A 14,720-nucleotide genomic window follows, 5' to 3' on the forward strand; every position below is an offset into this window, starting at 1 on the left:
ATTTAAATGTGAAAATTGCCATCGGCCCAGGCGAGCCGCTAAGCTGAAGGCTACGACAATACCGCCTGTTCAGGCAGGCCTAATGAAAGGTGTCAACATGGAAAATGCAAAGCAATCATTTCAGGACGTGCTTGAGTTCGTGCGCATGAACCGTCGCAAGAACAAACTACAGCGCGAAATTCACGATGTGGAAAAGAAAATTCGTGACAACCAGAAACGTGTGCTGCTGCTGGATAACCTGAGCGAATACATTAAACCGGGCATGAGCGTTGAAGCGATTCAGGAGATCATCGCCAGCATGCGCAGCGACTATGAAGATCGCGTGGATGAATACATCATCAAAAATGCCGATCTGTCAAAAGAGCGTCGTGAGCTCTCTAAAAAACTGAAGTCCATGGGTGTACATAAAGTTCCGGGACAGAATCAGTAATCTCTGCGGTTAGCAGTTGTGCTGACCGATATGTATCGGGCCGCGTTGCGGCCCGTTTTTATTCTGTCTGCTGACACTCTTATTCTGCCAGGCAGCCATCTTCAGCTATGGCAGATCAGATGCCAGATTTTCTTCTCTGCGCTTTTTTCTACCGGTCGGTCGATAGTGCAGCGCTGTTTGTCAGCCAGGCTGATATGCAGCGGCCACTTTAGTTGATAAATATCCATTGAAATGACGCCGCCTGCGGAGAGTACGCCCCGGTTACGATTGTCCGCATCATACAGAATGGCGCCAAACGGCAGCGGCTGTCCGCTGGTTTGGGTAATACGCGCATAGTGTTGCTGCTGATGCGAGGCGCTAAGTTCTACCGCCACAATCGCCCCTTCACGCGGTACCAGACGATGCACCACTTCATCAACCTTAATGGTACGAATATGTCGGCTATCCAGCGTGGGCGCTAATTCATTGTAGTAATAGGGCACCAGGCTCGGCACTACTGCATTTCCCCAGCGGTCGGTCGCGACATGCTGTGCGTTTTCTATCCTGACGTCGGCAATATGTGGTGTATGAACGATCGCAGCACTTTCACTCAGGTACTGGCCCAGCGTTATGCCATGTGAATGCAGCACTACCGAGCCGCGTGCGCCCGCCTGCCATTGCTCCGTTGAACGGCCACGCGACCATGCGGTACGGGCTACTCCCTGGCTGGAGGTGTAGTTGGCCGAGGCATCATAATGATATTCAGATCCGCTTTTAGCCGCGCCCAGGCTGTAAGAAAGACTTCTCTCTTCGCCCATCTGTCCCGTCAAAGAGAGATGACTGCTGTGGCTGTTGCCGCTGCTATGGCTCATATCAAGATAGTGGTTTCGCTCTTTTCCCAGAGGAAGGCTGATACTCACTGAGAGATGGTTTTCAGCCGCATGCCCTGCTGAATAGCGGCGTGACCAGGAGGTAAGCAGCGTAGCATGCCTGATATTGAAATTAAGGTTGGTCTGCCAGTTGCGATAACGCCTGCCGAGCCAGTCAATTTCCTGATTGTAGTTCAGCGCCAGATTCATCCCTTTAATGTTCTGGCTGAGCTGCACGCTATATTTATTGCGATAGCCGCCCGCCAGCCCGGTACCCACCGAGCGCGGTGAGTAGCCAAACTCCTGATAGTAAGGATTAAAGCGGTGCGTGGCGGAAGCATAGAGATAGCTGTCGGTCAGCGGCAGAAAACGGCTCAGGCCCAGCTGTAATTGACTACCGGTACGCTGTTGCTGATAGCGTGTGGTTTGACTTTGATTAAACAGCATACTGACGCCGCCCAGCCAGCGTACGTTAGCGCCCATCCCGGTCGCAACATTGCGGTAATCAGCGGCATACTGCACGCCATTCAACAGCGTAAAGGTATTGTTCAGCCCATACAACAAGGTGCCTTCCAGCAGGCGCTGCGCGTTATGCTGTCGGCTCTCGCCGAGGTTTAAGGTATAGCGCAGGCTATGTGGCGGTAGCTGAAAGCTGTTGGTATTAAACGGCTGGATAAAGTGCTGCCGTTTCCCGCTGGCTTCGATAATCGTCACGTCAATATCACCCGCCGAGGAAGAAACGGGGACATCGTTGATATTAAAGGCGCCAGGAGGAATTTGCCGGGTGGCGATCACATAGCCGTTCTGTTTAACAATAACCGTGGCGTTCGAACTGACGGAACCTATGATGGCAGGTACATAGCTGCGTTCGGTGTTTGAAAACATCGCCATATTGGTCATCAGCGAGACGCCACGCAGCGTGGTTCCCTGAAACAGGCTGCCGCTGGTATAAAAGTCGCCGACGGTTAGCGTACTGCGCAGACGGTCAATATCATAAGCCAGCCAGCTACTGCTGCTTTGATAACGTGCATGTGCCATCTCAGGCGCAGAAAAATAGCCGTCATTGCGCAGGCGAAAGCCAAAAAGATTAACGCCGCTGCTCAGGTTGCCGTAAAAATCGTTGCTGACGCTGCTGCTTTGATAACGCTGTGCGGAGAGGTCGTAATTGACAAAAGCGGCGTTGATACCGTTATCCCACCGCCAGCCCGGCGCGATATCATACAGGTTTGGTTTGCTCCAGGCCTGTTGGGGCAGCGTTAACGCCAGCCTGTTTTCGCTCAGATCAATATCAAATTTGGCATCATGTACCCAGGCGGAAAGAAAGTTTTCTGCCCGAGGGCAGCGATCAATGTGAACGCCCCATTCCTGTAAATCACGACAGGCGAACAGCGGCTCGCTACGACCATGATAGAGACGAAACACAACATCCTGCTCTGCCACTTCCTGATCGTTAATTAAAATTTTAAAAGAGTACTTACCGGGCAGGATATCGCTGTCGCCGTTAAATATTTCCGCATCTTGTCGATTGACCTGCGTTTGATTCTCCAGCAGTGATAAATCGAACTTCTCTTCGGCCTTCAATGATGCTGCGCCCATGCAGCCCAGACAAACAACAAATAGCAGCGTTGCAGCAGGTTTATTTATGGCGCTCATAAATTTAAGCCAGAAAGAACAGCCATGGCCTGAGCCATGGCTGATTTTTAGCAGAGTGATAACGCAGGATTAACGATATTCCGTTACGAAAGTAACGTCGGCACTTACGTCACCGCCGGTGATATTGTTGCTAAGGCGCGCATAGCGCACTTTCATATTAATATTGTCATCACCTTTATTAAGATTATTAATGCGACTGCCATCCAGTTCTTGATTAGGCGTCAGGATTTCATTATTGTAAAAAACTTCCAGGCCAACGCCGCTGGTATTATTGCTGGCATTTTTTAATACCTTAGGTTGAGTTTCATCAGCAGATGCCTTCATAACCAGTTTTATATGGTTTCCTAAATTTTTATCTTCGCAATTAACATGAATTTCAAAATCACGGGATCCATTTTCAATGCTGTCGCCAATGGCTACATTCTCAAAGGCACTGGCACCAACAGTTTCCAGCGTAATATTCTGGTTAGCAGGAACAATGGCGCAGGTTGGTTCATTAACATGACCGTTAAAATGTACCACGCTGCCTTCACCTTCCGCAAAAGCGGCTGAAGAGGTCACCATTAATAAGCCCAAAGAAACGGTTTTTAATTTATTCACTTTTCTTTCCTTTTTTAATATTAACCAACAAGGAGTAAACAAAATCTTCGACACCAATCGAAAACGTTAAATATCTGGATGTCAGGAGGAAACTATAATTTGACATGTACCGGCTTACTGATATCACCATAATCATTAATGATACGGTAATTAACATCAGAAGCGCCGTGATAACCTTTTATCAACATTCTTGAGTGGGGCGAAACCATGTCGGCATCCAGCGCATGTGTTGTGTCGTTTCCTTCCCAGACTTTGCTAAAGGTTACATAATAGGGCGTTGGATTATAGACCTCTAATTTCCCTGCGACTTTTTTCCACGTTAACTTCTTATATTGATTGCCCATCTCAGGCGACACCGCAGCAGGGCGATATAATACTTTAACCTTTGTCAGCATCACTAATATCAGCTGTGAGCCGCTTTTCTCTTCTACTTTAGGGATCTCTTTAACATTAAGCCGATAAAGTTTCTCCTGTGGTTGTTCAGCAAGAGAAGGATCGATTGCCTCTATATGCAAGGCAACTTTCTGATGTGCTTTAATTTTTACCAGCGGCGGCTGTACAAATAGCGCTTCCTGCACACCATTATTATCAGTGGTAATCCAGCTTTGTATAAGATAATCACGGTCTGTAGGGTTATCTACTTTTACTACCCCCATTCCGCCCTCATTAGCGCTCAGCACTACTCGATTCTGATCAAGTATTAACGATGCCTGTGCCTGCCCGCTGATAAGCATTATTAACAATAGTGAAACGCTTCCCTGGCATATGACGTTGCCTGCACGCCATAATCTGAATCCCTTTAACATTGCGTTAAGGTTCATGCTTTTTTACCAATACATATAACGTTGTTATAACGCTAAGAATTATCTGATGGGTTTTTTCAAGGGGCCGTAGAGTAATTATTTTTACAGTGCGATGTCAAATTGATGATGAGAGAAAATAATCATTACATAAGATGGTTATTTTATTTACAAATTAGTTTAAACTGCTCTACATATACGGTTTTTAAAAGTTAAAGAGGAATATGAAATCTGTTTTTTATAACAAAAATAGATTTCATCCTGGGGTGCGAAAAAATTATTAGTGATGGTTATAGATTATCATTAAAAAAAACGGTCGTAATGGGAAGTTCTTGACCCGTTCATGAAAGGATTTAACGACATGTGCTTTATAACGAATGAGCTTTTTAGCATTCGCTTAATGCCTGTTCCCTATTTTATGCTGCCTTTTAGCAATTGATATTCTTTTTTTAGAATTAAATCCCGTCATATAAATAAATTAAGTTTTTAAATTTATAATCGCATTTTCTTTGTGAGGTTGTTTTCCTGACTTAACTAAAATTAAACATCAGAAATTTTGCTAATAGATTATTTTATGGCTATTTGCCAGCATATATGACCAGAAAATCACTTGTGGTACGAAAAGAACCTTATAACAGTCACTTTATAGCGACATAGCTTTATGGTGCAGGTACAAGGAGGTATTGAGGAAACTGGAAAATGCACAGAACGATGTAAGTTGTTTCGAGGCAGCAAAGGGGATGGAAAGTGATCGGGGCTGGAAAGCAAAAAAGCAGACGCCAGGCGTCTGCTTTTTCTGAATTTGGCTCCTCTGACTGGACTCGAACCAGTGACATACGGATTAACAGTCCGCCGTTCTACCGACTGAACTACAGAGGAATCGTGTGAACGGGGCGCATAATATCGAGGGCGTCAGCGCTTGTCAAAGCCTGATTCGCAAAAAGCGATTGAGTGCTGAAGAAAACAGCAATGCGTGGTTATCCTGCTCTGTTAAGCGCCGTGCCGATGTGCGTAAAGGTGACTATGGTTATGGAGGCGGTTTAACAGCAAGGCGAAAGGAGAAACCATGAGGCAGACAGAAAATCTGGTACGGCAGCGGCTGGCATTGACCACGGTCCAGCGCAAACAGAGCGTGAAAGCCATAGCCGAAGGCAAAATTGAGCTGGCTGAGCCGGATAGCCGACGCGCGCAGCGTTATGCTTTTCAGCGCATGCTGGAGAGAACGGCGATCATCGGTCCCGAAGCGGATTTTTTACCCACCGGCTTTTTACTGCAGGGGGCTGAACGGGCCAGAGCTGTGGCGCTGGTGCGGGAAGATGGCGTCCCGAAAGGCACCGGTTTCCTCACGGGTGCCGGACTGTTTGTTACCTGCTTTCACGTATTGCCGGATCGCCAGCGCGCCGCTGGCTATAGCGTGGAGTTCGGCTACAGGCTGAATGAGCAGGATAACAGCGCTGCAACCGCTATTTACTCGCTGGATGCCGATAGTTTCTGGCTGACCAGCTCCGAGGATGAGCTCGATTGTACGCTGGTTGCGCTGGGTGAACAGCGCACGGGCGCTGCCGATACAGCACTGCCTGGCCAGATAATGCTTAGCGATCGACCCGATAAACACCGGCTGGGCATGGCGGTGAATATCCTTCAACATCCTGCAGGCGCGGCGCAGCAGGTTGCGCTACGTGATAACTATTTGCTGGCGCGTGGGGAAGAGGGCAGCGCGGCGGCAAATGTACTGCATTACACGGCAGATACTGAAGAAGGCTCTTCCGGCGCGCCGGTTTTTAACGATAGCTGGGAGCTGGTGGCGCTTCATCACGGTGCGGCACAGGACGAAAGCGGCACCCTGATTAATGAGGGCATTCGTGTCAGCGCCCTGGTGGACTGGTTAAAAGCAGAGGCGGTAAAGCTGGAACCCTTAGCGCGTCAGCGGTTGATTGCAGCACTACGCGGCGAACGCGCGCTCACGCTGACAGAGCTGGCACGGGCCGCGCCAGATGCGAATTATGCTAACCGTAACGGCTATCAGGCAGATTTTTTAACCGATCACGCGGTGCCGCTGGCACAGATCCTGACGCCAAGAGCGGCGGAAATCGCCCCGCTGCGATCCGGCGAGACCGGCACCGGGGCGATTCTGGATTACCAGAACTTTTCGCTGGCCCTCTGTGCCGAGCGACGCATCGCTTTTCTTACCGCCACCAATATTGATGGCGCGCGCTATATCAACATCAATCGCGATAGCGGTCAGCCCTCGCTGCTGGCAGAAGGCGACAGCTGGTATGAGGATAGCCGCATCGACAGCCGCTATTATCTGGTTCAGTCTTTTTATCGCGAATTCAGCCGCTGGTTCGATCGCGGGCATCTGACCCGTCGCAGCGATCCAACCTGGGGAACGCCGCAGGAGGCGATCCGTGCCAATAAAGATACCTTTCATTTTACTAACTGTTCACCGCAGCATTTTCGTTTTAATCAGAGCCTGCAATACTGGCAGGGCGTAGAGCGTTATATTCTGGAATATGGCGTACTGCAGAGTAAAAAGCAGATCACAGTGCTCACCGGCCCGGTCCTTGACGATCAGTGGCGGCAATATGGTGAGGCGAAAGTGCCGCTGATGTACTGGAAAGTGGTATTACGCATCGGTAATGAAGGAGAGCCGCAGGCCACGGCGCTACTGGTTAGCCAGGCGAATCTGCTGGATGAGCCACGACGCGTTATTGCCACCGCGCAGCAGGATAAGGTGCCGCAGGTTGATGAGTTTCGGATTACGGTGAGTGGGCTGGAAAGCCTGACCGGGCTGGATTTCTCTGCTTTTCGCGACTGGGATAGCTGGCAGCCATCGCCAGGAGTGCGCGCCGATCCATTACCGGCGGCGCTGATAATGTCATGGCGCGATCTGCTCTGATATAACGCTGACTACTTAACTTGCCAGGCAGGCTGACGATACAGGCCAGCCTGCTTTGTCTTAAAAAAGTAGCGTTAAGCCGGCGCATCACAGCGGCGTAAATAGCGCAGCGTGGCGGTGATGGCCAGCTGACGATTGCGTTTAATACTTTCCGCTTCACTGTTATCGGGCGTGAACAACGCATTAAAGGTATAGCGGTTTGAAACATGATGAACGCATATGCTGCTGATCAGCCGGTGTACATCAATGGTATTCACGTCACGATGAAACAGGCCAGCCTGCTGTCCACGCGTCAAAATATCCTCCAGCACATCCAGCGCGCTACGGTTAAGCGCTTTGATGCGCGGCGACTGGCTGATATAACGACCTCGCAGCAGGTTTTCACTACAGACCAGACGCATGAAATCGGCATGCGTAGCGTGATAATCAAAGCTTTCCTCTACCAACCGGATGATCGCTTCTTCCGGCGGCAGTTCACGTAAATTCAGACCGGTTTCATGTTCGCGGATCTGCTGATAAACCTGCTCCAGCACTGCAATATAGAGGTTTTCTTTATTGTTGAAATGGTAAACCACCATACGTTTGGTGGTTTGCGCGTTATCTGCAATCTGCTCCAGGCGCGCGCCCTGCATGCCATATTCGGCAAAGACTTTTAGCGCGCCTTCAAGAATACGTTTTTTCAGTCCTTCAGGATCGTTTTTGCGTTTTGCCTGTTCAACCATATTGGGGCAATTCCCGTTAACTAAGCCGCTGGCAGGGTAACGTGTTGATCCGTTAAACACAACGCCAGCGTCCTGGCTGGAAAAAATCTGCGACGAACAGCCATTTTTGCCTGCCTGAAACCGTAGCTGATGAAGAGCCGATTATTTAACCCGCGCCAGATATCACTTACTCATTATTGGTCTCAATAAAAAGCCAGTAAAACTTTTAAAGCAGCAGCCTGTTTTTTGATTCAATGGCTTAAATCAGCTATTAGCAAAACATATGAACCACAGGATGCCAGTTTAAATCAGACCTCTCATGTTAATTATTCTTATTTTGGACGCGAGTCTATTTCTTTATTCAGCAGAGCTCCTATGATTAAGCCGGTGAAACCAGGGTACTAAAAAAGAGCGTTGAACGCTCTATACCAAAAATACTATAACAGGTAGGGTGCTATGTCTTTTGTTACCAATATTGATCCGAATAACGTTCCACGCTTATTAGAAGAAATTGAAAATCAGGGTTATGCCGTACTGGAAAATGTGGTCACCGATGAAGGGCTTGCAAGGTTTCGTGACTGGATTGACGAGGTGAGCGCAGAGGCGGGCAAGGGATATCATGCGATTTTCGGCGATGTGGAAAAAATCGATCACACGCCGCTGGCCCGGCTTAGCGAAGACGCTGACTTTCGACAACTTATGCAGCGGATGGCGGAAAAATCGCTGGCGCGCCGGTTAGCCGATCAAAATATTCTGGCCGTACTGCGCTGCGTGCAGGGAGAAAGTGGTAAAAAGAAATCCAACTCTTTTCATTATGATGCCAGCGTCATTACCGCACTGCTGCCGATTGAAATCCCTCAGGAAGGGAAAGCGCGCGGAGATTTGCTTTTGTTTCCTAACCTGCGGCCTTTTCGCTCCAGCGTAATATTCAACGTACTGGAAAAAAGCCTGATGCAAAACAGATTGTCGCGTTATCTGTTAATGAAAGCGATCAAGCAGCGGCTGGTCAAACCCATGACGCTCTACTTAAAGCCGGGCAATATCTACTTCTTTCACGGTTATCGCACCTTTCATGCTAATGGTCCGTGCGATCCTGCCTTTCGACGCGCGACAGCGCTGTTTCATTTTGGCGATCCGCATCATGGCAGCACGCTGACCCGTTCGATCGTGAGGGTGAACCGACTGCTGGCAAAGTAGCACTGATGAGGTTGCGATGAATAAATAAACAGATAACCCCTCTGCCGATGGCGGAAAGTTTGTGGATGAGGGGTGCTAACAGGGATATCAGGCATCCGCTTCAGTAAGAAAGCAAGCGCAAAATGCAAAAAGCCCGCTCAGGTTTCCCTGAGCGGGCTTCTCTAAATATGGCTCCTCTGACTGGACTCGAACCAGTGACATACGGATTAACAGTCCGCCGTTCTACCGACTGAACTACAGAGGAATCGTGTGAACGAGGCGAATATTACCTGGCACCCATCTGAATGTCAAAGCTTCTCCCGCCTTTCCCCGTGCGTTTGCTGGCAAAATCAGCAATAAGCTGCCGTTTGCTGCTTTTCTAATCTGCCGGGTAGATCTCAATTTAAACGCTTTTCCCGGCTGTTGTTAGAGGCATGTCAAATTTTTGTTATTTGGTAATTTTAAAACGTGCGTTTCGATGCTTTCATTATGAAAATTTCAATAAAAGTTATTATGGAACAAACAAACTGTTTTAATGCGTGAGCGTTATTACCAGAGCTTTATAAACAATTTTTTTACGTATATTTAGATAAAAATCATCAGGTTGAAAAGGTGAGGTGTAAACACAAAAAGCGCGACAGTTATAAGGTTTTATCTCTTTCCGTAGCTGTAAACCCTGGTGATGTTGTGTGAATGTAAAAAATATTTTTCATTCGAGGTAACGGCCCGCCAGCGCAACTTAACGATTCAAAGGGTGAACTATGAAGATGAAAAAAGCGATTGTTGCTTCTGTTATTGCCTGCCTGCTGCCTGCGGCAGTACTGGCGAAAGATATTCAGCTGGGCATATCAATGGCGCTGTTTGATGACAATTTTCTGACCATTTTGCGTACCGCCATGCAGAAAGAGATGGATAAAAATCAGGTGCAAGGCCAGATGGAAGATGCCAAAGGCGACGTGGCGCAGCAGCTGCAACAGGTGCAGAACTTTATCGGTCAGGGCGTTGACGCAATTATTGTGAATCCGGTCGATACCAACGCAGTAAAACCGATTATGGATCAGGCCAGTAAAGCAGGCATTCCGCTGATCTTTGTTAACCGGCGTCCTCAGGCGGAGCTGACTGACAAAATGGCCTATGTGGGATCGGATTCTGAACTGGCGGGCCGCCTGCAAATGGAAGCACTAGCGAAAGCGATGAATCAAAAAGGCAACGTCGCCATTTTAATGGGCGATCTTGCCAACGAAGCCACCCGCGACCGTACCAAAGGCGTTGAGGCGGTTGTGGCTAAATATCCACAGATCAAAATCGTTCAGAAGCAAACTGCCAAATTTATGCGTAATGAGGCGGTGGATGTGGTCAGCAACTGGATGACCGCAGGCGATCAAATTGACGCTATCGCATCCAATAATGACGAAATGGCTATCGGTGCGCTGATGGCGTTGGGGAAAAGTAGCAAGGTGCTGATTGCCGGCGTGGACGGCACGCCTGATGCGCTACAGCAGATCAAAAATGGCAGGATGGTCGCCACCGTTTTCCAGGATGCCAAAGGGCAGGGCGAAGGTGCCGTTCAGACGGCTATCAAGCTGGTGAATGGCGAAACAGTTCAGAAAAGCGTGATGATCCCCTATCAGCTGATTACCAAAGAGAATTATCAACAGTTTGTCAGCCGTAACCAAAAATAATTCTTTCCGTTCGCCTGCTGCCCGTTATGCGGGCTGCTGGCAGGCGACCTGTCGTACGGAGGTAAAACATGACGGCTTATGCGCTGGAAGCTGAAGGCATCAGTAAATTTTTTCCAGGGGTGAAAGCGCTGGATAACGTCTCGCTGCGCGTCCGGCCCGGCACGGTACATGCGCTGATGGGAGAAAACGGCGCGGGGAAATCCACGCTGATGAAATGCCTGATTGGGATCTATCGTCCCGACCAGGGTGTTATCCGTATCAAAGGTGAGCCGGTGCAGTTTCAGGACACGCTGGATGCGCTGCGTTCCGGTATCTCAATGATTCATCAGGAGCTTAATCTGGTGCCATGGATGACGGTGGCAGAAAATATCTGGCTGGGACGTGAGCCGGTAAAGTTTGGCCTGGTGGATCATCGCCAGCTGAATCAGCAAACAGCGGAACTACTAACCAGGCTTAATATTCGCCTGCCGGCGGATCGCATGGTGGGAGAGTTAAGCATTGCCAGTCAGCAAATGGTGGAAATTGCCAAAGCGGTCTCGTGGAACGCCGATATTGTGATCATGGATGAGCCAACCTCGGCATTGACTGAAGGTGAAGTCGCGCATCTGTTTACAATCATTCGCGATCTGCGGGCGCAGGGAAAAGCAATTGTTTATATCAGCCATAAAATGGATGAAATCTTTGCCATTACCGATGAGGTCAGCATATTTCGCGACGGCAGCTGGGTAGGCAGCGACCGGACCGACAGCTATACCCGCCAGACATTGATCACCCAGATGGTGGGCCGCGAACTGACGCAGCTGTTCCCTAAATTCAACAACGCCATCGGTGAAGAGGTGCTAACGGTGCGTCATCTGTCGCGCCAGGATGCGTTTGAGGATGTCAGCTTTAGCGTACGCCGTGGTGAAATCCTTGGCGTTGCCGGGCTGGTGGGTGCCGGACGCAGCGAAGTAATGGAAACCCTGTTTGGCATGGCGCCTGCTGACAGCGGGGAAGTACTGATTGACGGCGTGCCGGTCACCATCGACTCGCCCTCAATGGCGATCGAGAAGGGCATGGCGTTTCTGACCGAGGATCGTAAAAAATCCGGCCTGTTTCTGGTGTTGTCGGTGCTGGAGAATATGAGCATCGTAAATATGCCGGAATACAGCAGCAAAGGCGGCTTCGTCAGCCATGTGCAGATGGCGCAGGACTGTATGGAGCAGATCCGGCGGCTCAATATTAAAACTCCCACCATGGATCAGATCATCAATAACCTCAGCGGCGGCAACCAGCAGAAAGTGTTGATTGCACGCTGGCTGCTGGCGCAGCCAAAAATCCTGATTCTGGATGAGCCGACGCGCGGCATTGATGTAGGCGCGAAAGCAGAGATCTATCGATTGATCAGCGAGCTGGCCAACCGTGGCGTGGCGGTAATTATGGTGTCGTCAGAGCTGCCGGAGATCCTTGGCATGAGCGACCGGGTGATGGTGATGCACGAAGGGCGGATAACCGGCATCCTCGATAAAGAAGAGGCCGATCAGGAAACCATTATGTCGCTGGCATCCGAGTGAAGCGAGAGGAAGATTATGAGCAACGTGAAAATGAGTACTCAACAACCGCGCGCATCGCGTCAGCCGCTGTTCAGCCTGCTGCAGGGCAGGCTGCCAAAAGATACCGGCATTTTTATTGTGATGCTCGGCATCGCATTGATTTTTGAAGTGGCGGGCTGGTATGTGCGCGATCAATCTTTTTTGCTGAACACCAATCGTCTGGTGCTGATTGTACTGCAGGTGGCAATTATCGGCATTATTGCCGTTGGCGTGACGCAGGTGATCATCACCACCGGCATCGATCTCTCTTCCGGTTCGCTGATAGCGTTAACGGCGGTGGTGGCGGCCAGCCTGGCGCAAACCTCGGACAGTCTGTCGCCGATGTTTCCTTCGCTGGTTGACCTGCCTGCCGTGGTGCCAATTGTTGCCGGGATTGGCGTGGGTATCCTGTGCGGTTTGATTAACGGTGTACTGATAACCCGCACCGGTATTCCGCCTTTTATCGCCACGCTGGGCATGATGGTATCCGCCCGTGGGCTGGCGCAGTATTACACGCAGGGCAACCCTATCAGCTTTTTGTCTGATGGTTTTACCGCCATCGGTCAGGGCGCAATGCCGGTCGTGATCTTTCTGGTGGTGGCGGTGATTTTTCACATTGCGCTGAAACATACGCGCTACGGCAAATATGTTTACGCCATCGGCGGCAATATGACCTCGGCGCGCGTTTCCGGAATTAACGTTAATAAGTATCTGGTGATCGTGTATACCATTGCCGGCGGGCTGGCCGGACTGGCGGGCGTTGTGCTGGCGGCGCGCGTCAGTACCGGGCAGTCAAGCATGGGGATGTCTTATGAACTGGATGCTATCGCGGCGGCGGTAATTGGCGGCAGCAGCCTGATGGGCGGCGTTGGTCGCATTACCGGCACGCTGATCGGCGCGGTCATTCTCGGGCTGATTAAAAGCGGATTTACCTTTGTAGGCGTGGATGCCTATGTACAGGATATTATTAAAGGCATCATCATTGTTGCTGCGGTATCTATCGATATGCACCGTAATCGCAAAAAGCGGTAAGGCGTTTTATTACAGATAATCTATTAACAGGGTAATGCTAATCGTAATTGTGAGAAATAATAATGCGAGCTGTTTTGAGTTTTTGACTTAACTAAGTTGATTTTCATGACGCATAAACTGATGATTGAACGCGTTTATATTGGCTTGTAAATAAGCCTGTTAAGTTTGCGTTGTTATTATTTTCATTGCATAAGTCAGGCAGGTTAATAATGAGTGTCGTTTCATTATTTTTCTGCCTGAATAGCGGTAATGATGGCGGGTAAATAATGGCGTTGCATTAATAAAAGAGAAGCAATATACAAAAATAATGGGTCAATGAAAAACAACAACAGAACACCAACGCCTCATGATGCTACATTCCGTCAGTTTTTGTCACAGCCTGAAATTGCGCGTGATTTTATGGAGCTGCATCTTCCGCCTGCGTTGCGCGCCATTTGCAACCTCAGCACGTTGAAGCTGGAGTCAGGATCCTTTGTAGAAAGTGACCTGCGCCAGTATTTCAGTGACGTACTTTATAGCCTGCAAACATCCGCAGGTGATGGCTACATTCATGTATTGATCGAGCATCAGTCGTCGCCGGATAAACATATGGCGTTTCGCCTGTTGCGCTACGCCGTAGCGGCGATGCAGCGCCATATCGAAGCGGGTCATAAAAAGCTCCCGCTGGTGATACCGGTGCTTTTTTATGTCGGCAAACGCAGCCCTTATCCCTATTCAACATGCTGGCTGAATGAATTTGATCACCCTGACCTGGCTGGCAAGCTTTACAGCGGCGCTTTTCCGCTGGTGGATGTCACTGTGATCCCTGACGATGAAATCATGAACCATCGCAGCATGGCAGCACTCACATTACTGCAGAAGCATATTCATCAGCGTGACATTGCCACCCTGACAGATCGTTTGGTCACGCTACTGATGGCCGATTATCTTTCTTCACCGCAGGTAATGGTGCTGATACAATATTTAATACAGGCAGGTGAGTCTGCCGACGCCGAAGCTTTTGTTCGCGAACTGGCACTGCGTGTGCCGCAACACGGGGACGCACTTATGACCATCGCCCAACAGCTTGAACAACAAGGTATCGAAAAAGGTATCGAGAAGGGTATCCAGCTCGGTCGACAGCAGGGCCGAAATGAAGGCAAATTAGAAGTCGCCCGCGGCCTGCTAAAAATGGGAATGTCCCGTGAGTCAGTGCTGGAGGCGACCGGTTTAACCGAGGACGACCTGGCTCAGCTTCGCCATTAATTGCTTTCTTACGGTTTTATCGCCTGGCCGGGCCTTCGCTCAATAAGCACCGGCCATGCAATATTCCGTTCAGACTTATTCTG

The 14,720-nt window shown here is 49.5% G+C and carries 11 protein-coding genes and 2 tRNA genes; 7 read left to right on the forward strand and 6 right to left on the reverse strand.

Annotation, left to right across the window (positions count from 1 at the left end; genetic code table 11):
- Positions 1–97: 97 nt before the first annotated feature.
- Positions 98–430 (forward strand): DUF496 family protein, encoded by a 333-nt coding sequence (locus B1H58_RS14715; protein WP_085072333.1) that lies wholly within the window; start codon positions 98–100, stop codon positions 428–430.
- Positions 431–531: 101 nt separating this feature from the next.
- On the opposite strand, the gene B1H58_RS14720 is transcribed toward B1H58_RS14715, so the two are convergent.
- From B1H58_RS14720 to B1H58_RS14735, 4 genes are all read right to left on the reverse strand, one after another.
- Entirely contained in the window at positions 532–2,931 is a 2,400-nt protein-coding gene (locus B1H58_RS14720) for a fimbria/pilus outer membrane usher protein (protein ID WP_085071226.1), read from the reverse strand.
- Between the two features lie 69 nt (positions 2,932–3,000).
- Positions 3,001–3,531, reverse strand: coding sequence for a fimbrial protein (locus tag B1H58_RS14725; RefSeq protein WP_085071227.1), 531 nt, complete (start codon positions 3,529–3,531; stop codon positions 3,001–3,003).
- Between the two features lie 92 nt (positions 3,532–3,623).
- Positions 3,624–4,352 carry a fimbrial biogenesis chaperone gene (locus B1H58_RS14730; RefSeq protein WP_085071228.1) on the reverse strand — a complete coding sequence of 243 codons (729 nt, stop codon included), beginning with the start codon at positions 4,350–4,352 and terminating at the stop codon, positions 3,624–3,626.
- A 782-nt stretch (positions 4,353–5,134) separates the two neighbouring features.
- A tRNA-Asn gene (locus tag B1H58_RS14735) sits at positions 5,135–5,210 on the reverse strand.
- Between the two features lie 187 nt (positions 5,211–5,397).
- Here B1H58_RS14735 and B1H58_RS14740 point away from each other — a divergent pair.
- The gene (locus tag B1H58_RS14740; RefSeq protein WP_085071229.1) at positions 5,398–7,230 is read left to right on the forward strand and encodes a DNA/RNA non-specific endonuclease; all 1,833 of its coding nucleotides are present in this window, start codon (positions 5,398–5,400) and stop codon (positions 7,228–7,230) included.
- Between the two features lie 74 nt (positions 7,231–7,304).
- Here B1H58_RS14740 and B1H58_RS14745 read toward each other — a convergent pair whose 3' ends face one another.
- Positions 7,305–7,952, reverse strand: a complete 648-nt coding sequence (locus B1H58_RS14745; protein ID WP_085071230.1) for a TetR/AcrR family transcriptional regulator — start codon at positions 7,950–7,952, stop codon at positions 7,305–7,307.
- 435 nt (positions 7,953–8,387) lie between these two features.
- Here B1H58_RS14745 and B1H58_RS14750 point away from each other — a divergent pair, with 435 nt between their 5' ends.
- On the forward strand, positions 8,388–9,128 hold the full coding sequence (locus B1H58_RS14750; protein WP_085071231.1) for a hypothetical protein: 741 nt from the start codon (positions 8,388–8,390) through the stop codon (positions 9,126–9,128).
- 168 nt (positions 9,129–9,296) lie between these two features.
- On the opposite strand, the gene B1H58_RS14755 is transcribed toward B1H58_RS14750, so the two are convergent.
- Positions 9,297–9,372 (reverse strand) — tRNA-Asn (locus B1H58_RS14755).
- A 496-nt stretch (positions 9,373–9,868) separates the two neighbouring features.
- Between B1H58_RS14755 and B1H58_RS14760 the strand changes: the two genes are divergently transcribed.
- From B1H58_RS14760 to B1H58_RS14775, 4 genes are all read left to right on the forward strand, one after another.
- Complete coding sequence (locus B1H58_RS14760; RefSeq protein ID WP_085071232.1) at positions 9,869–10,789, forward strand: sugar ABC transporter substrate-binding protein; 921 nt, start codon at positions 9,869–9,871, stop codon at positions 10,787–10,789.
- A 68-nt stretch (positions 10,790–10,857) separates the two neighbouring features.
- Positions 10,858–12,342 carry a sugar ABC transporter ATP-binding protein gene (locus B1H58_RS14765; RefSeq protein WP_085071233.1) on the forward strand — a complete coding sequence of 495 codons (1,485 nt, stop codon included), beginning with the start codon at positions 10,858–10,860 and terminating at the stop codon, positions 12,340–12,342.
- 30 nt (positions 12,343–12,372) lie between these two features.
- The gene (locus B1H58_RS14770) at positions 12,373–13,392 is read left to right on the forward strand and encodes an ABC transporter permease (protein ID WP_418304156.1); all 1,020 of its coding nucleotides are present in this window, start codon (positions 12,373–12,375) and stop codon (positions 13,390–13,392) included.
- Positions 13,393–13,707: 315 nt separating this feature from the next.
- Complete coding sequence (locus tag B1H58_RS14775; protein ID WP_085071235.1) at positions 13,708–14,637, forward strand: Rpn family recombination-promoting nuclease/putative transposase; 930 nt, start codon at positions 13,708–13,710, stop codon at positions 14,635–14,637.
- Positions 14,638–14,720 lie beyond the last annotated feature (83 nt).

This window comes from Pantoea alhagi, from assembly GCF_002101395.1.
GTDB classification, from domain to species: Bacteria; Pseudomonadota; Gammaproteobacteria; order Enterobacterales; family Enterobacteriaceae; genus Mixta; species Mixta alhagi.